Source organism: Ancylobacter koreensis (genome assembly GCF_023016525.1).
Taxonomy (GTDB): domain Bacteria; phylum Pseudomonadota; class Alphaproteobacteria; order Rhizobiales; family Xanthobacteraceae; genus Ancylobacter; species Ancylobacter koreensis.
Genome location: NZ_JALKCG010000001.1, coordinates 1,047,668 through 1,067,550 on the forward strand (window position 1 = coordinate 1,047,668; position 19,883 = coordinate 1,067,550).

Annotated in this window: 16 protein-coding genes; 10 read left to right on the plus strand and 6 right to left on the minus strand. The window is 68.7% G+C overall.

What is annotated here, in order from left to right; translation table 11 throughout:
- Positions 1–82: 82 nt before the first annotated feature.
- The 6 genes from MWN33_RS04800 to MWN33_RS04825 form a co-directional block, all read right to left on the minus strand.
- Entirely contained in the window at positions 83–868 is a 786-nt protein-coding gene (locus MWN33_RS04800; protein ID WP_247199242.1) for a GntR family transcriptional regulator, read from the minus strand.
- 127 nt (positions 869–995) lie between these two features.
- Complete coding sequence (locus MWN33_RS04805) at positions 996–2,504, minus strand: NAD-dependent succinate-semialdehyde dehydrogenase (protein ID WP_247199244.1); 1,509 nt, start codon at positions 2,502–2,504, stop codon at positions 996–998.
- Positions 2,505–2,522: 18 nt separating this feature from the next.
- Positions 2,523–3,746, minus strand: a complete 1,224-nt coding sequence (locus tag MWN33_RS04810; protein ID WP_247199246.1) for an iron-containing alcohol dehydrogenase — start codon at positions 3,744–3,746, stop codon at positions 2,523–2,525.
- Between the two features lie 61 nt (positions 3,747–3,807).
- Positions 3,808–5,337: a tripartite tricarboxylate transporter permease gene (locus tag MWN33_RS04815; RefSeq protein WP_247199247.1), complete on the minus strand. Its 1,530-nt coding sequence runs from the start codon at positions 5,335–5,337 to the stop codon at positions 3,808–3,810.
- Between the two features lie 28 nt (positions 5,338–5,365).
- Positions 5,366–5,872 carry a tripartite tricarboxylate transporter TctB family protein gene (locus MWN33_RS04820; RefSeq protein ID WP_247199249.1) on the minus strand — a complete coding sequence of 169 codons (507 nt, stop codon included), beginning with the start codon at positions 5,870–5,872 and terminating at the stop codon, positions 5,366–5,368.
- Positions 5,873–5,971: 99 nt separating this feature from the next.
- Positions 5,972–6,991, minus strand: a complete 1,020-nt coding sequence (locus tag MWN33_RS04825; protein ID WP_247199251.1) for a Bug family tripartite tricarboxylate transporter substrate binding protein — start codon at positions 6,989–6,991, stop codon at positions 5,972–5,974.
- A 435-nt stretch (positions 6,992–7,426) separates the two neighbouring features.
- Between MWN33_RS04825 and ytfQ the strand changes: the two genes are divergently transcribed.
- From ytfQ to MWN33_RS04875, 10 genes are all read left to right on the plus strand, one after another.
- The gene (gene ytfQ / locus MWN33_RS04830; protein WP_247199253.1) at positions 7,427–8,392 is read left to right on the plus strand and encodes a galactofuranose ABC transporter, galactofuranose-binding protein YtfQ; all 966 of its coding nucleotides are present in this window, start codon (positions 7,427–7,429) and stop codon (positions 8,390–8,392) included.
- 94 nt (positions 8,393–8,486) lie between these two features.
- Complete coding sequence (locus tag MWN33_RS04835) at positions 8,487–10,052, plus strand: sugar ABC transporter ATP-binding protein (RefSeq protein ID WP_247199255.1); 1,566 nt, start codon at positions 8,487–8,489, stop codon at positions 10,050–10,052.
- An 11-nt stretch (positions 10,053–10,063) separates the two neighbouring features.
- Positions 10,064–11,068 (plus strand): ABC transporter permease, encoded by a 1,005-nt coding sequence (locus tag MWN33_RS04840; RefSeq protein WP_425531953.1) that lies wholly within the window; start codon positions 10,064–10,066, stop codon positions 11,066–11,068.
- Between the two features lie 49 nt (positions 11,069–11,117).
- Positions 11,118–12,098: a galactofuranose ABC transporter, permease protein YjfF gene (yjfF, locus tag MWN33_RS04845; RefSeq protein WP_247199792.1), complete on the plus strand. Its 981-nt coding sequence runs from the start codon at positions 11,118–11,120 to the stop codon at positions 12,096–12,098.
- Positions 12,095–12,817 carry a FadR/GntR family transcriptional regulator gene (locus MWN33_RS04850; RefSeq protein WP_247199259.1) on the plus strand — a complete coding sequence of 241 codons (723 nt, stop codon included), beginning with the start codon at positions 12,095–12,097 and terminating at the stop codon, positions 12,815–12,817. The genes yjfF and MWN33_RS04850 overlap by 4 nt, the downstream gene beginning before the upstream one ends.
- Before the next feature lie 12 nt (positions 12,818–12,829).
- A complete protein-coding gene (locus MWN33_RS04855) occupies positions 12,830–14,596 on the plus strand; it encodes an IlvD/Edd family dehydratase (protein WP_247199261.1) in 1,767 nt (588 codons plus the stop codon).
- Positions 14,597–14,604: 8 nt separating this feature from the next.
- Entirely contained in the window at positions 14,605–15,537 is a 933-nt protein-coding gene (locus MWN33_RS04860; protein ID WP_247199263.1) for a dihydrodipicolinate synthase family protein, read from the plus strand.
- Between the two features lie 13 nt (positions 15,538–15,550).
- Positions 15,551–17,137, plus strand: coding sequence for an aldehyde dehydrogenase (NADP(+)) (locus tag MWN33_RS04865; protein ID WP_247199265.1), 1,587 nt, complete (start codon positions 15,551–15,553; stop codon positions 17,135–17,137).
- Entirely contained in the window at positions 17,134–18,060 is a 927-nt protein-coding gene (locus MWN33_RS04870) for a Gfo/Idh/MocA family protein (protein ID WP_247199267.1), read from the plus strand. Before MWN33_RS04865 ends, MWN33_RS04870 begins: the two co-directional genes overlap by 4 nt.
- Before the next feature lies 1 nt (position 18,061).
- Positions 18,062–19,876, plus strand: a complete 1,815-nt coding sequence (locus tag MWN33_RS04875; RefSeq protein WP_247199268.1) for an IlvD/Edd family dehydratase — start codon at positions 18,062–18,064, stop codon at positions 19,874–19,876.
- Positions 19,877–19,883: the final 7 nt, after the last annotated feature.

Genomic DNA, 19,883 nt, shown 5'->3' on the forward strand with positions numbered 1-19,883 from the left:
CTATGTCTATATCATATATGATCTTGACGTTGACACTGTCAAACGCCGGGTTGGCGAAACCCATGCGGCGAGAGGCGTTTTTTCAGCGCCGCCGGCGGCCGCGGCCGCCGCGTGCGGCCCGTCCGTCGTCCACCGGGTCCGTGGCGGGCTGGCGTTCCTGCTCCGCAAAGGCCGCGTCCATCCGCTTCTGCGAAGCGACCAGATGCGCGCGCATCGCTTCCTCGGCAGCCGTCGGGTCGCGGGCGAGCAGCGCGTTGATGATGGTCTCGTGCTCCTTCACCGCCTCGGTCTGCGCGTTCGTCTTGTAGAGGAAGCGGAAGATGTGGAGGTGGACATGCAGGCCCTCGATCGTCTCCGCGACGAAGCGGTTACCGCTCGCCCGGGCGACGAGGTCATGCAGCCGGGCATCGCCCTCGGCGAACTGGGCATAGGCGAGCTCGTCGCCGTTCTGCACGCGCTCCATCTCCTCGGCGAGCTTGGCGAGCGCGCGCAACGCGTTTGCGTCGGCGCTCTCGGCGGCCCAGGCGGCGGCCTTCGGCTCGATCAGCTGGCGCAGCGCGAAAAGCGCGTTGATTTCCTGCCGCGTCAGAAGGTCGGCGGCGCGGAAGCCGACATTGGGCGTCTTGTAGGCGAGCTTCTGCGCCTCAAGGAGCGTCAGCGCCTCGCGGATAGGCGTCTGGGAGATCTGCAGCTCCCGCGCCAGCGCTTCGATGCCGATATGCTGGCCGGGCGCGATCTTCATCGTCACGAGCATCGAGAGAAGCTGCTCATAGGCCAGTTCGACCAGCGTCTGCGGATAGACGGGACGCCTCTCGTCGAGCGCGACCAGCCGGGCGAAGGAGAGCGGCTCCTGATTATTGGCAACCATTAGAATCAGCCCCAGCTTGTAACGATATAGGATATACAATCCTTTCGTCGGCGAAGCGAAGGATCGGAGCCGCAGGCCGGCCGCTTCGCCCCGACGCCGGCTCGCGCCGGGGCCGGGGCGGGAACGGCTACCAGCTCACCGCGATGTACTTGGCCTCGGTGAATTCGAGCAGGCCGTGATGGGCGCCCTCGCGCCCGAGACCGCTCTGCTTCACGCCGCCGAAGGGCGCCGCGGGGTCGGAGACGAGGCCGCGATTGAGCGCGACCATGCCGTACTCCAGCCGCTCGGAAATCTGCATGCCGACCTTGAGGTCGCCGGTATAGACATAGGCGGAAAGGCCGTACTCGGTGTCGTTGGCCATGCGGATGGCGTCCTCGACATCCTTAAAGGGCACCACGGCGGCGACCGGGCCGAAGATTTCCTCGCGGATCAGCGTGGCGTTCAGCGGCACGTCGGCCAGCACGGACGGCGGATAGAAGAAGCCCGCACCCTCGGCCGCCTTGCCGCCGAGCTTCACCTTGGCGCCCTTGGCCACGGCGTCGTCGACCAGCGAAGTGATCTTCTCGATCGCCGCGCGGTTGATCATGGCGCCGCACTGGGTGGTGCTGTCGGTGCCGGCGCCGAGCTTGAGCGCGCCCATCTTCTCCACCAGCTTCTCGACGAAGGCCGGGTAGATGCCTTCCTGCACATAGAAGCGGTTGGCGGCGGTGCAGGCCTCGCCCGCATTGCGCATCTTGGCGATCATCGCGCCCTCGATCGCCGCGTCGAGGTCGGCGTCGTCGAGCACCAGGAACGGGGCGTTGCCGCCGAGCTCCATCGAGGAGTTGATGACGTTGTGCGAGGCCTCGCGCAGCAGGATCTTGCCGACCTCGGTGGAGCCGGTGAAGGAGAGCTTGCGCACGCGCATGTCGCGCAGGATGGCGCTGCACAGCGGGCCGGGATCGGAGGTGTTGACGATGTTGACGACGCCGGCCGGCACGCCGGCGCGGCGCAGGATCTCGCCCACCGCCAGCGCGGTCAGCGGCGTCTCCTCGGCCGGCTTCAGGATGCAGGTGCAGCCCGCCGCCAGCGCCGGGGCGATCTTGCGGGTCGCCATCGCCGCCGGGAAGTTCCACGGCGTGATCAGGAGCGAGATGCCGATCGGCTGGTACTGCACGACGATGCGGTTGCCGCCGGCCGGCGCGATGGCGAGGTCGCCATTGATGCGCACGGCTTCCTCCGCGTACCAGCGGAAGAACTCGGCGGCGTAGAGCACCTCGCCGCGCGCGTCCGGCAGCGCCTTGCCATTCTCCAGCGAGATGATCTGCGCCAGCCAGTCCGCGTGCTCCAGCATCGCCTGAAAGCAGCGATGGAGCACATTGGCGCGGGCGCGCGGAGGCGTCGCGGCCCAGGAGGCGGCGGCTGCTGCGGCGGCGTCGACGGCGGCGAGGCCGTCCGCCACGGTCGCGTCGGCGACCGAGGTCAGCACGTCGCCGGTGGAGGGGTTGAGGACGTCGATCCGCTTGCCGCCGGTGCCGGCGGTCCACTTGTCCGCGATGAGCAGGTCGGTCGGGATGGCAAATCCGCCCTTGGCGTCCGGCACCGTGAAGGTGTGGCCGGCGTCGATCGGGTTGAGGCTCGCAGTGCTGCTAGACATGTCGTTCCGTCCTGGTGATCAAAGGTCGCGCAACGCGGCGCGCTGGCCGGTGAAGGCGGCCTGGGTGATGTGGAGCATCGCGGCGAGGTCGAGCGGGCGCGGGTTGTTCTTGACCAGCCGCTCGGCCTTGAGGGCACCGGCGGCGACGTCGTTCTCATGGCCTTCGCCCAGGCCCAGCGCCTGCAGCGAGCGCGGAATGCCGATCTCGGCGAAGAGCTGCGCCACCTCGTCGATGAAGAGCTGCGAGCGCGTCTCGACGCTCATCGAAGCGGTGCCCAGCCCGACGACCTCGGCGAGCTCGGCGAATGCCTGCGGGTTGGCGGAGCGGTTGAACTGCATGACGAAGGGCAGCAGCGCGCCGACGCCGTCGCCATGCGAGGTGTGGGTAAGATTGCCGACCGGATATTGCAGCGCGTGCGCCGCCGCCGTGCCGGCCGTGCCGAAGGCGCAGCCCGCCGCCAGCGACGCGAGCATGAGCCCTTCGCGCGCCTCGATGTCGCTGCCGTCCTTGCAGGCGCGGGCGAGGTAGGCGAACACGTTGACCACCGCCAGCTTGGCGAAATGGTCGGAGAGCAGGTTCTTGCCGATGAAGACATGCTGCTCGGTGAGCAGCGGCTCGGCCGGGCGGGTCTTGCTGGTGAAGGCCTCGACCGCATGGGCGAGGGCGTCGGCGCCGGAGCAGGCGGTCAGCCCGCGCGGGCAGGTGAGCGTCAGCTCGGGATCGCAGACCGCCATGTAGGGGATGATGTAGGGGCTGGCGACGCCGATCTTGGTGCCGCGCACCTTGTCGAGCACCACGGCCACGGGGGTGACCTCCGAGCCGGTGCCCGAGGTGGTCGGCACGGCGATCAGCGGGACCACCGGGCCGGGCACGGCGAACTCGCCATAATATTTGCTGACCTCGCCGCCATGGGTGATCAGCACCGAGACCACCTTGGCGAGGTCGATGCAGCTGCCGCCGCCGATGCCGATGACGACGTCCGGCTTGAAGTCGGCGACGCTCGCCACGCAATCGTCGATACAGTCGAGCGGCAGGTCGGCGATGGTGCGGTCATACACCCGCGACTCCACGCCGTGCGCCGTCAGGTCCTCGATGAGGGCGGCGAACTCGGGGAGCTGCGAAAGCCGCGCATCGGTGCACACCAGGGCACGCCGCCCGATGCGCGCCGCCGCCGTGCCTATGGCGTGGCGCTGACCGTTGCCGAAGAGGATGGTGTGGGGCAGGCGCAGGGCTCCGAACATGGCTCACTCGTTCGTTCAAGGTGGGACGGCGGCGCGGCCGCCGCCGATGATGTCGCCGGTCTCAGGCGTGCCGGCCGTCGCCCGCCTCGGCTGCGTTCCCCTTGCCGAGGACCGCGCCGGCGAAGCGGCTGATGAAGGGCAGAAGCAGCAGCAGGATGCCGATGGCCATCATCGTCGCCACCAGCGGCGTCTCGAAGAAGACGCTGAGCGAGCCGCCGGAGGAGAGCATCGACTGGCGGAACGCGTCCTCCGCCTTGTCGCCGAGCACCACCGCCAGCACGAAGGGGGCGAGCGGGTAGTCGAGCTTCTTGAAGGCGTAGCCGACGATGCCGAAGGCCAGCGCCAGCCAGATGTCGAACATGTGGTTCGCCACCGTATAGGCACCGATCACGCAGATGATGGCGATCAGCGGCCCGACCACGGTGAAGGGCGCGCGCAGGATGAAGGCGAACAGCGGAACGGTGGCGAGTACGAGCACCACGGCGATCAGGTTGCCCATATACATCGAGGCGATCAGTCCCCACACGAAGTCCGGGCGGGTGGAGAACAGCATCGGGCCGGGGTTGAGACCCCAGATCATCAGGCCGCCCATCATCACCGCGGCGGTCGCCGACCCCGGCACGCCGAGAGCCAGCATGGGCAGCAGGGCGCAGGAGCCGGCCGAGTGGTCGGCGGTCTCCGGGGCGACGATGCCCTCGGGCTCGCCCTTGCCGAAATACTTGCCGCGGCGCGAGAAACGGCGGCCGAGCGCGTAGCTCATGAAGGAGGCGGCGGTCGGGCCGCCCGGCGTGATGCCCATCCAGCAGCCGATCAGCGCGCTGCGCACGATCGTCACCCAGTAGCGCGGCATCTCCGCCACCGTGCGGAAGATGGTGGACAGCTTGAGCTTGGCCTTCACGCCCTCGAACTTGTAGCCCTCGTCGATGGTGAGCAGCAGCTCGCCGATGCCGAACAGGCCGATGACGACGACCAGGAAGGAGATGCCGTTCGACAGTTCGCGAAGGCCGAAGGTCAGGCGACCCTCGCCGGAGATCGTGTCCATGCCCACCGTCGCCACCGCGAAGCCGAGCATGATCGAGACCAGCGTCTTGAAGGGCGAGCCGCCGGCCATGCCGATGAAGCTGGCGAAGGCCATGAAATAGACGGCGAAATATTCCGGCGAACCGAAGCGCAGGGCGAAGTTCGCCACCCAGCTCGACAGCAGCGTGATGACCAGCACGCCCACCAGCGCGCCGATGCCGGCGGAGGTGAAGGCGAGGGTGAGGGCGCGCACCGCCTCGCCCTGCTTGGCCATGGGATGGCCGTCGAAGGTGGTGGCGACGGAAGAGGGCTCGCCGGGAATGTTGAACAGGATGGAGGTGGTCGAGCCGCCGAACAGCGCGCCCCAGTACATCGACGTCAGCAGGATGATCGCCGAGATCGGGTCCATGGTGAAGGTCAGCGGCAGCAGCAGCGACACGCCGTTGGGCGCGCCGAGCCCCGGCAGCACGCCGACGACGAGGCCGAGCAGAACGCCCAGCACCATGATCATGACGTGGTGGGTGGTGAGGGCGATGGCGAAGCCATCCATCAACTGGCCGAAGTTACCCATGGCGCGTCTCCCGTTTTTCTTTTCTTGTTCAGTAGATGCCGAAATATTCGAGGATCGGCCCCTTGAGCAGCGGAACCATGAACAGCTTCTCGAAGACGATGAAGTTGGCCGCGACCACGATCACCGTAGTGAGCAGGCTGCTGTAGAGACGGAAGCCGGCTGCGAAATACATGGCGTAGAAGATGTAGAGCGCCATACCGATGTAGAGGCCGAGCCACGCGGAGATGGCGGTCATGGCGACGATCGGCAGGAAGAAGGCGGCGAGCGTGCGCAGGCCCGGCCCGTTGATGAAGGAGTCGGCATGACCGGACTCGCCGGCAGGGCCGGCGGCCAGGCTCTTCCAGGCGACCTGGCCCAGCGTGGCCGTGCTGCCGATCAGGATCAGGCAGCCGATGGCGAAGGGGAAATAGCCGGGCTTGGGGCCGCTTTCGGTCCAGCCGATGCCGTTCTCCATGGCGCCGTAGCACACGGCGGCGCCTGCCAGCGCGGTCACCAGGGCTGTCGCGACTTCCATGGCATTGCGCGAGATATTCATACCAGCTGCTCCACCAGGCCAACTGCTTCACCGGTCGAGACGCGGGGTCAGGCCCCGCGTCCCGCACGTGCTTAAGGGCGAGTTCTCAACAGCGACGCGTCACTGGCTCGGGAGGAGCCAGCCATTCGCCTTGTAGATCTCGTTGTAGTTGGCAATCTGCTGGTCGAGGAACGCCTTATACTTGTCGCCGGTCTGAAAATCGACGATCTGGACGTTGCGCGCCGCGTATTCCTTGAACTCCGGCGTATCCATGACCTTCTTCATCAGGTCGGTGTAGTAGGCAGCAGCCTCGGCGGGAGCGTCCTTGCCCATCCACACGGTGCGCGGCTGGAGGAAGTTCTTCACGTCGATACCCGCCTCGACGCAGGTCGGGATGTCGGCCCAGCTCATGCCGTCAGCGACGACGGTCTTGTCGGCAAGGCGCTCGCTGGTGAAGACGCAGAGCGGCTTCTGGTTGCCGGCCTTCCACTGCTCGAGGCTCTCGCTCGGGTTGTTGGTGTTGGCCTCGATATGGCCGCCGGCGACCTGGATCGCCGCTTCGCTGCCGCTCTTGTAGGGGATGTAGGCGATGTCGGTGCCGGTGGCGCGCTCGATCAGCGTGACCACGGTCTCGTCGGCGTCCTTCGCCTTGGCGCCCGCCGCGCGGATCTTGCCCGGGGCGGCCTTGGCCTTGTCGACGAACTCCTTGGCGGTGTTGATGCCGGAAGCCTTCGGGTTCGACCACAGGATGAAGACGTCGGACACCATGGCGGCGAGCGGCTTCAGGTCGCTATAGGCGTAGTTCACCTTGGTGGTGAGCGGCAGGACGTAGGCATCCTGCGTGCCGAAATAGACCTTGTAGGCGCTGTCCGGATTGTCCTTGGCGTAGGCGAAGGCTTCCGAGCCGCTGCCGCCGGGCTTGTTGACCACGAGGAGCGGGACCTTCACCAGGTTGTTCTTGGTGATCGCGGCCTGTACGACGCGGGTGAAGATGTCCGAGCCGCCGCCCGGACCGGCCGAGACGACCAGCTCCACGGGACGGTCCGGCTGCCATTCTGCAAGGGCTGCCCCCGGCATGGCGAAGCCGCAGCCCAGCGCCAAAGCCACCATGGCGCCTGCATGAGAAATGCGAATTGTCATGTCTTCTCCTCCCAGATTCCTGCGTGGCGCAAACATTGCCCAAGCGGTTTTCGTGAGCCGGAAAGTGCCCGCCGCCCGTGGATCGGACGCCTGGCGGGTCTCCGGCTCAATTCCCCTGATGGCGATCGGGCTTGCGGCCGTCCTGGCCGAAGTTCCGGCGCTCCAAGGATTGTTGTTGGCGAGGCTCGAAAGCGCCGCAGATCGTTCAACCAGGCCGGTTCGCCCTGCTCGCGGGGCCAACCGGCATCCGTGTATCATATATGATCTATGATAATTTGCACGGAAAGATCAAGCCCTGTGCGGCGGTCTTTGCCCGTGCCCTTGGCGCAAAAAGTCAAACAGTATGACTATTCAGCCGCGGTCTCTTGTGCCATAGATTCCCCCGTCCAGAAGCGTCCGAGACGTGGCGCGCAGACGACTTCACGGGAGAACGCCATGAAATTCAAAGCTTTGCTGCTTGCGACCGCCTTGTCCGGCACGCTGTTCTCCGTCGGCGCCCATGCCGCGGAGCTGACGGTCGGCTTTTCGCAGATCGGTTCGGAATCGGGCTGGCGCGCCGCGGAGACCACGGTCTCCAAGGCCGAGGCCAAGAAGCGGAACATCAATTTCAAGATCGCCGACGCCCAGCAGAAGCAGGAGAACCAGATCAAGGCCATCCGCTCCTTCATCGCGCAGGGCGTGGATGCGATCTTCCTCGCGCCGGTCGTGGCGACCGGCTGGGACTCGGTGCTGAAGGAGGCCAAGGAGGCCAATATCCCGGTCGTGCTGCTCGACCGCGACATCGACCCCTCGGGCAAGGAACTTTACCTGACCGCCGTGACGTCCGACAGCGTCGCCGAGGGCAAGGTCGCCGGCGAATGGCTGGTGAAGGCCGCGGCCGGCAAGCCGTGCAACGTGGTCGAGCTCCAGGGCACGGTCGGCGCCTCGGTCGCGACCAACCGCAAGAAGGGCTTCGAGGACGGCATCGCCGGCGCCTCGAACGTCAAGATCGTGCGCAGCCAGACCGGCGACTTCACTCGTGCCAAGGGCAAGGAGGTGATGGAGAGCTTCATCAAGGCCGAAGGCGGCGGCAAGAACATCTGCGCGGTCTATGCGCATAATGACGACATGATGGTCGGCGCCATCCAGGCGATGAAGGAAGCCGGCCTCAAGCCGGGCACCGACGTGCTCACCGTGTCGATCGACGCGGTGCCGGACATCTTCAAGGCCATGGCGGCGGGCGAGGCCAACGCCACGGTCGAGCTGACGCCGAACATGGCCGGCCCGGCCTTCGATGCCGTCGTCGCCTACAAGGCCAAGGGCACGGTTCCCCCGAAGTGGATCCAGACGGAATCGAAGCTCTACACCCAGTCGGACAACCCGATGGCGGTCTACGAATCCAAGAAGGACCTCGGCTACTGAGCCGACCGCGCCGGGCGCCACGGCGCCCGGCCCTGCTCGGCCGTGGCGCGTCCTCGCCGGCGCGCCACGGCTGAAGGTTCCCTTGGAGGCCCCCATGCAGTCCCCCGATCCGCTCGCCGCGCCGGCCGCGACCGCCGATCCCTCGCCGCCGCTTCTCGACGTTGCCGGCTTCAGCAAGTCCTTCGCCGGCTTCGTTGCGCTCGATGGCGTGAACTTCACCCTCCGGCACGGGGAAATCCACGCCCTGCTGGGCGAGAACGGCGCCGGCAAGTCGACCCTGATCAAGGCGATGACCGGCGTCGTGCAGCGTGACGGCGGAACCCTGCACCTCGAAGGCGAGGAGATCGCCCCGCGCTCGGCCGCCGAGGCGCTCAAGGCGGGTATCGCCACCGTCTATCAGGAGGTGAACCTCGCCCCGAACCTCTCGGTGGCGCAGAACCTGTTCCTCGGCCGCCAGCCCACCCGCTTCGGCCTGGTGCGCGAGCGCGAGATGCGCCGGCGCGCGGAGGCACTGCTGTACGAATTCGGCCTTGCCATCGATGTCGGCGCGCCGCTGGAAAGCTATTCCGTCGCCATCCAGCATATCGTCGCCATCGCCCGCGCGGTCGACCAGTCGGCGCGCGTGCTGATACTGGACGAGCCGACCGCCAGCCTTGACGCCCATGAGGTGGAGGTGCTGTTCGCCGTCATGCGCCAGCTCACGGCGCGCGGCATCGGCATCGTCTTCGTCACCCATTTCCTCGATCAGGTCTACGCTGTCTGCGACCGCATCACCGTGCTGCGCAACGGGCGTCTGGCGGGGACCGCCCCCATTGCCGCGCTGCCACGGATCGAGCTGGTCAAGCTGATGCTGGGCCGCGAACTGAGCCGGGCGACTTCCGCGCGCCCCATGGCCTCCGCCGCGTCCGTGGAGCCGCCCGTCGCGGTCTTCGAGGGCTACGGCAAGGCGGGCTATGTCGCGCCCTTCGATCTTTCGCTGCATGCCGGCCATGTCGTCGGCCTCGCCGGGCTGCTCGGCTCGGGCCGCACCGAGACGGTCCGCCTGGTGTTCGGCGCCGAGAAGGCCGATTGCGGCACCGCGCGGGCGGGGGAGGGGGCGGTGGCGGTCGGCTCTCCGCGCGAGGCGATGCGGCTGGGCTTCGGCTACTGCCCCGAGGAGCGCAAGACCGAGGGCATCGTCGCCGAGCTGTCGGTGCGCGAGAACATCGTGCTGGCGCTTCAGGCCCGGCGCGGGCCGCTGAGGCCGCTGTCGCGCCGCGAACAGGACGAGATCGCGGCGAAGTTCATCCGGCTGCTCGACATCCGCCCGCCCGACCCCTCGCGCCCGATCGGCCTGCTCTCGGGCGGCAACCAGCAGAAGGCGCTGCTCGCCCGCTGGCTCGCCACCGTGCCGCGCCTGCTGATCCTGGACGAGCCGACGCGCGGCATCGATGTCGGCGCCCATGCCGAGATCATCAAGCTGATCCGCGACCTGTGCGCCGAGGGCATGGCGATGCTGGTGGTCTCCTCGGAGCTGGAGGAACTCGTCACCTATGCCGACGAGGTGGTGGTGCTGCGCGACCGCGCCCATGTCGCCCGGCTGCGCGGCGAGGAGATTTCGGTGCCGTCCATCCTTGCCGCCATCGCCGAGGCGCCGGCTTCCGCCGCGCTGCCGGCATGAGGGCAAGCAGCATGAGGGTGAACGGATTGGCACGGCGCCTTCCCTCCATCGGCACCTCGCAGATCGTGGCACTGCTGGTGATCCTCGCGGCGAACTGGATCGTGTCGCCGCAGTTCTTCGACATCCGCATGCAGGACGGGCGGCTGTTCGGCAGCCTCATCGACGTGCTCAACCGCGGCGCGCCGGTGGCGCTGCTGTCCATCGGCATGGTTCTCGTCATCGCCATGCGGGGGATCGACCTGTCGGTCGGCGCGGTGATGGCGATCTGCGGCGCCATCGCGGCCAGCCTCGCCGACAGCCACGCGCTCCCGGTGGTGCTGGCGGCGGCGCTGGGCGCTGGGCTCGCCTGCGGCCTGTGGAACGGCTTCCTCGTCGCCGTGCTCGGCATCCAGCCCATCGTTGCGACGCTCATCCTCATGGTGGCAGGCCGGGGCATCGCCCAGCTCATCACCGAAGGGCGCATCGTCACCTTCACCTCGCCCGACCTCGCCTTTCTCGGCGGCGGCTCGGTGCTCGGCCTGCCCACGCCGGTGGTGCTCACGCTCGGCATGCTGGTGCTGACATTGCTCATCGTCCGCGGCACCGCGCTCTGCCTGATGATCGAGGCGACCGGCGGCAATCCGCGCGCCGCCGCGCTGGCCGGCATCGGGACGAAGCTGATCACGGTCGCCGTCTATATGTGGAGCGGGCTGTGCGCCGCGCTCGCAGGCATCGTCGCCAGCGCCGACATTCTCGGCGCCGACGCCAACAATGCCGGGCTGTGGCTGGAGCTCGATGCCATCCTCGCCGTGGTGATCGGCGGCACCTCGCTGTTCGGCGGGCGCTTCTCCATCATCCTGGCGGTGGTCGGCGCGCTGATCATCCAGGCGATGAACACCGGCATCCTGCTCTCCGGCTTCCCGCCCGAGACCAATCTGGTGGTGAAGGCGGTCGTCGTGCTCACCGTGCTGCTGGCGCAGTCGCCCCGGCTCGGCGGCTATTTCGCCGGCCTGCCCTTCAACCGCCCGAAGCCGTGAGGAGGCCGCCGTGAAGCGTTCGCCCGCCGCCTCACTTCTTGCCCGGCTCATGCCGGTGCTGGCGACCACCGCCGTCTTCATCGCCGGCTTCCTGATCTGTTCGGCGGCCTATCCGAACTTCGCGTCGCTGCGCGTGGTCATGAACCTGCTCACCGACAATGCCTTCCTCGGCATCGTCGCCGTGGGCATGACGTTCGTCATCATCTCGGGCGGCATCGACCTGTCGGTCGGCTCGGTCATCGGATTCACCACCGTGTTCCTGGCGCTGGCGATCGAGCGGTGGGGTTTTCCGCCGCTGCTTGCCTTCCTGGTCATCCTGGCGGTGTGCGCCATCTTCGGCGCCGCCATGGGCGCGGTGATCCAGTATTTCGAGCTGCCCCCCTTCATCGTCACGCTGGCCGGCATGTTCCTGGCGCGCGGGGTGAGCTTCCTGCTGTCGACCGAATCGATCCCGATCACCGCCGATCTCTATTCCCATCTCGCCGACCATGCCGTGCGGCTCGGCGGCGGGGCGCGGCTCACCGTGCCGGCCATGATCATGCTCGCCGTGGTCCTCGGCGGCATGGTGCTGCTGCACCTCACCCGCTTCGGCGCCAATGTCTATGCGCTCGGCGGCTCGCGCACGGCCACCGGCCTGATGGGCATCAACGTTCCCCGCACCACGGTGGCGATCTACACGCTCTCCAGCGTGTTGGCCGGGCTCGCGGGTATCGTGTTCTCGCTCTACACCTCGTCGGGCTACTCGCTCTCCGCCGTCGGCGTCGAACTCGACGCCATCGCGGCGGTGGTGATCGGCGGCACGCTGCTGTCGGGCGGCTACGGCTTCGTCTTCGGCTCCTTCCTCGGCGTGCTGATCCAGGGCCTCATCCAGACCTACATCAGCTTCGACGGCTCGCTGTCGAGCTGGTGGGCGAAGATCGCCACCGGGCTGCTGCTCTTCGCCTTCATCGCGTTCCAGCAGCTCACACTCCATCTCGCCCGCCGCCCGAGGCGCCGCCCGCGCCTCGCCACCGCAGGAGCCGCGCCGTGACTTCGCAGATCATCGTCATCCCGGCCCGCCGCTCCCATTCCAACCATGCGGAAGTGGCCCGCACCATCGGCATCGACATCATCGCCGGCCGTTATAGTGAAGGCGCCAAGCTGCCGGGCGATGCCGAACTGACGCTGATCTTCGGCGTGTCGCGGCCGGTGCTGCGCGAGAGCGTGAAGACGCTGGTGGCCAAGGGCCTGCTCTCGACCAAGGCGCGCGTCGGCACGGTGGTGCGCGAGCGTGCCGCCTGGAACATGTTCGACGCCGACGTGCTGGCCTGGCATCTCGATGCCGGCATCGACAAGCGCTTCCTGCGCGACCTCTCGGAAATCCGCCTCGCGGTGGAGCCGCGCGCCGCCGCGCTCGCCGCCGAGCGCCGCAGCGAGGACCAGCTCGCGCTGATGCGCCGCGCCGTCGCCCGGATGAAGGACGAGCCCGGCGCCTCCGAAGGCTTCGCCGAAGCCGACCTGACGCTGCATGTGGAGGTCGCCGCCGCCTCGGGCAATCCATTCATGCGCTCGGTCGGCGCGGTCATCGAGGCGGCGCTGCGCGCTTCCTTCGTGCTCTCCGCCCCGGGCGACGCGCGCGAGCACGACATCGCGGTTGCCGCCCATGAGCGCATCGTCGAGGCCATCGCTGATGCCGATGGCGAGGCCGCCGCCGCCGCCATGACCAATGTGATTTTCAACGGCCTGCGCCGCCACGGCGCGGCCGGCTGAACGGGTGCCGATATGAGCGATGACGGAACGAGCAACGACGACAGGAAGACGCTGCGCAGCCAGAAGCCTTTGCGCAGCCAGGCCTGGTTCGGCCGTCAGGACAAGATGGGCTTCTACTATCGCTCGTTCCTGAAGAATTCCGGCCAGCCGCAGGACCGTTTCGACGGACGCCCGGTGATCGGCATCTGCAACACCTGGTCCGAGCTCACCCCCTGCAACATCCATTTCCGCGACCTTGCCGAGCATGTGCGGCGCGGCGTGCTGGACGCGGGCGGCTATCCCCTGGAGTTCCCTGTCTCCTCGCTCGGCGAGGTGACGATGCGCCCCACCGCCATGCTGTTCCGCAACCTCGCCTCGATGGATGTGGAGGAAGCGATCCGTGCGCACCCGCTCGACGGCGTGGTGCTGCTGATGGGCTGCGACAAGACCACGCCGGCCCTGCTGATGGGCGCGGCCTCGGCCGATCTGCCGGCCATCGGCGTCTCCGGCGGTCCGCAGCTGCGCGGAAATTATCGCGGGCAGATCATCGGCTCGGGCACCAACATCATCTCGATGAGCGAGCAACTGCGCGCCGGCGAGATCACCATGGCCGAGTTTCACGAGGCGGAAGCGGGCATGAACCGCTCCTCCGGCTCCTGCATGACCATGGGCACCGCCTCCACCATGGCCTCGATGGTGGAAGCGCTCGGCATCGGCCTGCCGGAGAACGCCGCCATTCCGGCGGTGGACGCCCGCCGCAACCTGCTGGCCCGCATGGCCGGCCGGCGCATCGTCGAGATGGTGCAGGAGGACCTGAAACCCTCCGACATCCTCACCCGCGCCGCCTTCGAGAACGCCATCCGCACGCTGGCGGCCATCGGCGGTTCCACCAATGCGGTGGTGCATCTGCTCGCCATCGCCGGCCGGGTCGGCATCGAGCTGACGCTGGCCGATTTCGATCGGCTGGGGCGCGACATCCACTGCCTCGTCGACCTGATGCCGTCCGGCCGCTTCCTGATGGAGGATTTCTACTATGCCGGCGGCCTGCCGGCGGTGCTGCGCGTGCTCGGCGAGCGCGGCCTGCTCAACAAGGACGCCCGCACGGTGAACGGCCGCACGATCTGGGAGAATGTCGAAAAGGCGCCGAACTGGAACCCGGAGGTCATCACCCCCTTCGAGGCGCCGTTCAAGCCGGAAGCCGGCATCGCCATCCTCACCGGCAACCTCGCCCCGGACGGCGCCGTCATCAAGCCGTCCGCCGCTTCGCCCGAGCTGATGCAGCACACCGGCCGGGCCGTGGTGTTCGAGAGCGTCGAGGAGATGCACCATGCGGTAAACGACGAGACGCTCGACATCGACGCCTCCTGCATCATGGTGCTGAAGCATTGCGGGCCGAAGGGCTACCCCGGCATGGCGGAAGTCGGCAACATGCCGCTGCCCGCCAAGCTCTTGCGCGAGGGCGTGCGCGACATGATCCGCATTTCCGATGCCCGCATGTCCGGCACCGCCTATGGCACCGTGGTGCTGCATGTCGCGCCGGAGGCCACCGCCGGCGGGCCGCTGGCGCTGGTGAAGAACGGCGATCTCATCACGCTCGACGTGCCCGCCCGCTCGCTGCACCTGCATGTGAGCGCCGAAGACCTAGCCGCCCGCCGCGCCGCCTGGGTGGCGCCGGCCCCGCACGCCACGCGCGGCTACCAGCGGCTCTACATCGACCATGTGCTGCAGGCCGATCGCGGCGCGGATTTCGACTTTCTGGTCGGGCGTTCGGGTTCGCCCGTTCCCCGCGACAATCACTGAGGTGCAGGATGACCAGCCTTTCCGCCGCCGGCCCATATAAGGGCGTGTTTCCGGTCGCGCCGACCGTGTTCGACGCCGAGGGCCGGCTCGACCTCGCCGGCCAGCAGCGCGCCATCGACTTCATGATCGATGCCGGCTCGCACGGCCTGTGCATCCTCGCCAATTTCTCCGAGCAGTTCGTGCTGGCGGACGACGAGCGCGATCTCGTCATGACCACGGTGCTGGAACATGTGGCCGGCCGGGTGCCGGTCATCGTCACCACCACCCATTTCGCCACCCATATCTGCGCCGAGCGCTCGCGCCGGGCACAGGAGGCGGGGGCGGCGATGGTGATGATCATGCCGCCCTATCACGGCGCCACCTTCCGCGTGCCGGAGCCGGCGATCTACGATTTCTACCGCGCGGTTTCCGACGCCATCGACATCCCGATCATGGTGCAGGACGCCCCCGTCGCCGGCACGCCGCTCTCCGTGGCGTTCCTCGCCCGGATGGCGAAGGAGATCGAGCACCTCGCCTATTTCAAGATCGAGGTGCCGCAGGCGGCGAACAAGCTGCGCGCGCTGATCGAGGCCGGCGGCGATTCCATCGTCGGCCCGTGGGACGGCGAGGAGGCGATCACCCTGATGGCCGACCTCGATGCGGGGGCCACCGGCGCCATGACCGGCGGCGGCTATCCCGACGGCATCCGGCAGATCCTCGACCCCTATGTCGCGGGCGACCGCGAGGCGGCGATCGACGCCTATATGCGCTGGCTGCCGCTGATCAATTACGAGAACCGGCAGGCCGGCATCGCCACCGCCAAGGTGCTGATGAAGGAGGGCGGCGTGATCGCACACGACACCATGCGCGCGCCGCTCGCCGGGCCGCACCCCGCGACCCGCGCCGGGCTGATCGAGATCGCCCGCCGCCTCGATCCGCTCGTGCTGCGCTGGGGCAAGTGAGAGGGGAAGTGAGATGATCACCGGCGAAACCCTCATCGGTTCGCGCGACGTCACCGCACCGGCGACGTTCCGCGCCGTCGATCCCGCGCGCAACGTCGCGATCGAGCCGGCCTTCAGCGAGGCGGGGCCGGCCGAGGTCGACGTCGCCGCCGGCCTCGCGGCCGAGGCCTTTCCGGCCTATCGCGCGACCTCGCCGGAGGTGCGCGCGGCCTTCCTCGATCTGATCGCCTTGAGGATCGAGACCCTCGGCGACGCGCTGATCGAGCGCGCCATGCTGGAAACCGGCCTGCCGGCCGCGCGGCTCGCCGGCGAGCGTGCCCGCACCACCGGCCAGCTTCGGCTGTTCGCCAGCTGGGTGCGGGCCGGCGGGGCCGACGAGCCGCGCCTCGACAGCCCGCTGCCGGATCGCATGCCACTGCCGCGCGTCGATCTGCGCCTGCGCCATATCGGCATCGGGCCGGTGGCGGTGTTCGGCGCCTCGAATTTCCCGCTCGCCTTCTCCGTCGCCGGGGGAGACACCGCCTCGGCGCTGGCGGCCGGCTGTCCGGTCATCGTCAAGGGCCATCCCGCCCATCCCGGCACCTCGGAGCTGGTGGGCCGGGCGATCCGCGACGCGGTTCAGGAGAGCGGCCTGCCGGAAGGCGTGTTCTCGCTCCTCACCGGCCGCTCGAACGAATTGGGCGGCGCGCTGGTGGCCGATCCCCGCATCAAGGCGGTGGGCTTCACCGGCTCGCGCGCCGGCGGGCTGGCGCTGTGCCGCATCGCCGCGAACCGGCCCGAGCCGATCCCGGTCTTCGCCGAGATGAGCAGCATCAACCCGGTGTTCCTGCTGCCCGCCGCGCTGGCGGAGCGGGCCGAGGCGCTGGCCGCCGGTTTCGTTTCCTCGCTGACGCTGGGCGCCGGGCAGTTCTGCACCAATCCCGGCCTCGTCATCGCGATTGCCGGCGCGGGCCTCGACCGCTTCCTCGCCGCCGCCGGCAAGGCGGTGGAGGCGGCACCGGCCGCGACCATGCTCACGCCCGGCATTGCGGACGCCTATGGCAAGGGCGTCGCGACGCTGGAGGGGAGCGCGGAGGTGACGGAAGTCGCGCGCGGTGCCGAGGGCGGACCGAACGGCTGCCGGCCGGCCCTCTTCGTCACCGAGGCGGCCGCGTTCCTGCGCGAGCCGGTTCTCTCCCATGAGGTGTTCGGCGCCTCGTCGCTGGTCATACGCTGCGCCGCCGCCGACGAAATGCTTGCCGTCGCCCGCGCGCTGGAAGGCCAGCTCACCGCGACGCTGCATCTGACGCCGGCGGATCACACCCTCGCGGCGCGCCTGCTGCCGGTGCTGGAGGAAAAGGCGGGGCGCATCCTCGCCAATGGCTGGCCGACCGGCGTCGAGGTCTGCCACGCCATGGTGCATGGCGGCCCGTTCCCCGCCACCTCCGACCCGCGCTCGACCTCGGTCGGCACGCTCGCCATCCGGCGCTTCCTGCGACCCGTCTGTTACCAGGACCTGCCGGAGAACCTGCTGCCCGCCGCCGTGCAGGCGGGAAATCCGCTGCGCCTGCCGCGCCTCGTCGACGGCGCGCCCGAAACCTCCGGGGAGGCCCGCCCGTGAGCCCGATCCGCCTCGCCCTTGTCGGCCTCGGCAAGATCGCCCGCGACCAGCACCTTCCCGCCATCGCCGCGACGGAAGGTATCGAGCTGGTGGCCGTGGCAAGCCGCAACGCGACCCTCGACGGCGTCGCCCATTTCGCCACGCTGGCCGATCTGCTGGCGAGCGGCGAGGCAATCGACGCGGTGGCGCTGTGCACCCCGCCGCAGGGCCGGCACGAGCTTGCCGCGCTGGCGCTCAAGGCCGGCAAGCATGTGCTGCTGGAAAAGCCGCCCGGCGCCACGGTGAGCGAGCTCGGCCCGCTGATCGCGGCGGCGCAGGCGACGGGGCGCACCCTGTTCGCGACCTGGCATTCGCGCTTCGCGCCGGCGGTGGAGCCGGCCCGCGCCTTCCTCGCCGCGCGCGACATCCGCTCCGTGGCCATCGAGTGGAAGGAGGATGTGCGCGTCTGGCATCCGGGGCAGGAATGGATCTGGGAGCCCGGCGGGCTCGGCGTCTTCGATCCCGCGATCAACGCGCTGTCGATCCTCACCCGCATCCTGCCGCGCCCGGTGTTCCTCACCGGCGCGAATCTCGCCTTTCCCACCAACCGGGCGGCGCCGGTCGCGGCTGAGCTGGACATGGCCGACACGGCCGGCGTGCCGATCCGCGCCGAGCTCGATTTCCTGCAGACGGGCCCGCAAACCTGGGACATACGCGTCGAGACCGATGCGGGCGACCTCACTTTGTCCTCCGGCGGCGCGAAGCTGTTCCACGACGGACGGCCGCTGATCGACGAGCGGGACGCCGAATATGCCGGCATCTACCGGCATTTCGTCGAGCTGATCGCGGGCGGTGCCAGCGATGTCGACGTCACCCCGCTCGCCCTCGTCGCCGACGCCTTTCTCCTCGGGCGGCGCAGCATCGTCGCTCCCTTCGAGTACTGACATGAGCACCCCGCACGGCAAGCCTCCCGCATCCGAGCGCCCGCTCCGCTCCCGCGCCTGGTTCGACAACCCCGATAACATCGACATGACGGCGCTCTATCTGGAGCGCTACCTGAATTTCGGCCTCAGCCAGGAGGAATTGCAGAGCGGGCGGCCGATCATCGGCATCGCCCAGACCGGCTCCGACCTCTCGCCTTGCAACCGGCACCACCTCGAACTCGCCAAGCGGGTTCGCGAGGGCATTCGCGAGGCGGGCGGCATCGCCATCGAGTTTCCGGTGCATCCCATTCAGGAAACCGGCAAGCGGCCGACCGCCGGGCTCGACCGCAACCTCGCCTATCTCGGCCTCGTCGAGGTGCTCTACGGCTACCCGCTCGACGGCGTGGTGCTGACCATCGGCTGCGACAAGACCACGCCGGCCTGCCTGATGGCGGCGGCGACCGTCAACATTCCCGCGATCGCGCTCTCGGTCGGGCCGATGCTCAATGGCTGGTACAAGGGCGCGCGCACCGGCTCGGGCACCATCGTGTGGAAAGCCCGCGAGCTGCTCGCCACCGGGGAGATCGACTATCAGGGCTTCGTAAAGCTGGTCGCCTCCTCGGCGCCGTCCACCGGCTACTGCAACACCATGGGCACGGCGACGACGATGAACTCGCTCGCCGAGGCGCTGGGCATGCAACTGCCCGGTTCCGCCGCCATTCCCGCGCCCTATCGCGACCGCCAGGAAGTCGCCTACCGCACCGGCCTGCGCATCGTCGAGATGGTCCACGAGGACCTGAAGCCCTCGGACATCCTGACCCGCGACGCCTTCCTCAACGCCATCCGGGTCAACTCCGCCATCGGCGGCTCGACCAACGCGCCGATCCACCTCAACGCCCTCGCGCGCCATGTCGGGGTGGAGCTCTCCATCGACGATTGGCAGACCTATGGCGAGGACGTGCCGCTGCTGGTGAACCTCCAGCCGGCCGGGGAGTATCTCGGCGAGGACTATTACCATGCCGGCGGCGTGCCGGCGGTGGTGAACCAGCTCATGGCACAGGGCCTGATCGCCGAGGACGCGATCACCGCCAATGGCCGCACGCTGGGCGACAATTGCCGGGCCGCGCGCATCGAGGACGAGGCGGTCATCCGTCCCTATGAGCGGCCGCTGAAGGAGAAGGCCGGCTTCCGCGTGCTGCGGGGAAACCTGTTCTCCTCCGCCATCATGAAGACCAGCGTGATCTCTCCGGAGTTCCGCGCCCGCTATCTCTCCAACCCGGACGACCCCGAAGCCTTCGAGGGCCGGGCCGTGGTGTTCGACGGGCCGGAGGACTACCACGCCCGCATCGACGACCCCACGCTGGCCATCGACGAGACGACCGTCCTGTTCATGCGCGGCGCCGGCCCGGTGGGCTATCCCGGCGCGGCCGAGGTGGTGAACATGCGGGCGCCGGACTACCTCATCAAGGCGGGCGTGAACGCGCTGCCCTGCATCGGCGACGGCCGGCAGTCGGGCACCTCCGGCTCGCCCTCCATCCTCAACGCCGCGCCCGAGGCGGCGGCGGGCGGCGGGCTCGCTGTGCTGCGCACCGGCGACCGGGTGCGCATCGACCTGAGGCGCAACAGCGCCAACATGCTGGTGCCGGAGGAGGAGCTGGAGCGGCGCCGGCAGGAACTGGCGGCGGCGGGCGGCTACGCCTACCCCGAAAGCCAGACGCCGTGGCAGGAGATCCAACGCCGCTTCGTCGGCCAGCTCGACACCGGCGCGGTGCTGGAGCCGGCGGTGCGCTACCAGCGCATCGCCCAGACCAAGGGGATGCCGCGTGACAATCACTAGCGCATCA

Excerpts from the sequence above, each read along its gene's own strand:
- MWN33_RS04800 (WP_247199242.1), bottom strand. The coding sequence starts at position 868 with ATGGTTGCCAATAATCAGGAGCCGCTCTCCTTCGCCCGGCTGGTCGCG.
- MWN33_RS04805 (WP_247199244.1), bottom strand. The coding sequence starts at position 2,504 with ATGTCTAGCAGCACTGCGAGCCTCAACCCGATCGACGCCGGCCACACC.
- MWN33_RS04810 (WP_247199246.1), bottom strand. The coding sequence starts at position 3,746 with ATGTTCGGAGCCCTGCGCCTGCCCCACACCATCCTCTTCGGCAACGGT.
- MWN33_RS04815 (WP_247199247.1), bottom strand. The coding sequence starts at position 5,337 with ATGGGTAACTTCGGCCAGTTGATGGATGGCTTCGCCATCGCCCTCACC.
- MWN33_RS04820 (WP_247199249.1), bottom strand. The coding sequence starts at position 5,872 with ATGAATATCTCGCGCAATGCCATGGAAGTCGCGACAGCCCTGGTGACC.
- MWN33_RS04825 (WP_247199251.1), bottom strand. The coding sequence starts at position 6,991 with ATGACAATTCGCATTTCTCATGCAGGCGCCATGGTGGCTTTGGCGCTG.
- ytfQ (WP_247199253.1), top strand. The coding sequence starts at position 7,427 with ATGAAATTCAAAGCTTTGCTGCTTGCGACCGCCTTGTCCGGCACGCTG.
- MWN33_RS04835 (WP_247199255.1), top strand. The coding sequence starts at position 8,487 with ATGCAGTCCCCCGATCCGCTCGCCGCGCCGGCCGCGACCGCCGATCCC.
- MWN33_RS04840 (WP_425531953.1), top strand. The coding sequence starts at position 10,064 with ATGAGGGTGAACGGATTGGCACGGCGCCTTCCCTCCATCGGCACCTCG.
- yjfF (WP_247199792.1), top strand. The coding sequence starts at position 11,118 with ATGCCGGTGCTGGCGACCACCGCCGTCTTCATCGCCGGCTTCCTGATC.
- MWN33_RS04855 (WP_247199261.1), top strand. The coding sequence starts at position 12,830 with ATGAGCGATGACGGAACGAGCAACGACGACAGGAAGACGCTGCGCAGC.
- MWN33_RS04860 (WP_247199263.1), top strand. The coding sequence starts at position 14,605 with ATGACCAGCCTTTCCGCCGCCGGCCCATATAAGGGCGTGTTTCCGGTC.
- MWN33_RS04865 (WP_247199265.1), top strand. The coding sequence starts at position 15,551 with ATGATCACCGGCGAAACCCTCATCGGTTCGCGCGACGTCACCGCACCG.
- MWN33_RS04875 (WP_247199268.1), top strand. The coding sequence starts at position 18,062 with ATGAGCACCCCGCACGGCAAGCCTCCCGCATCCGAGCGCCCGCTCCGC.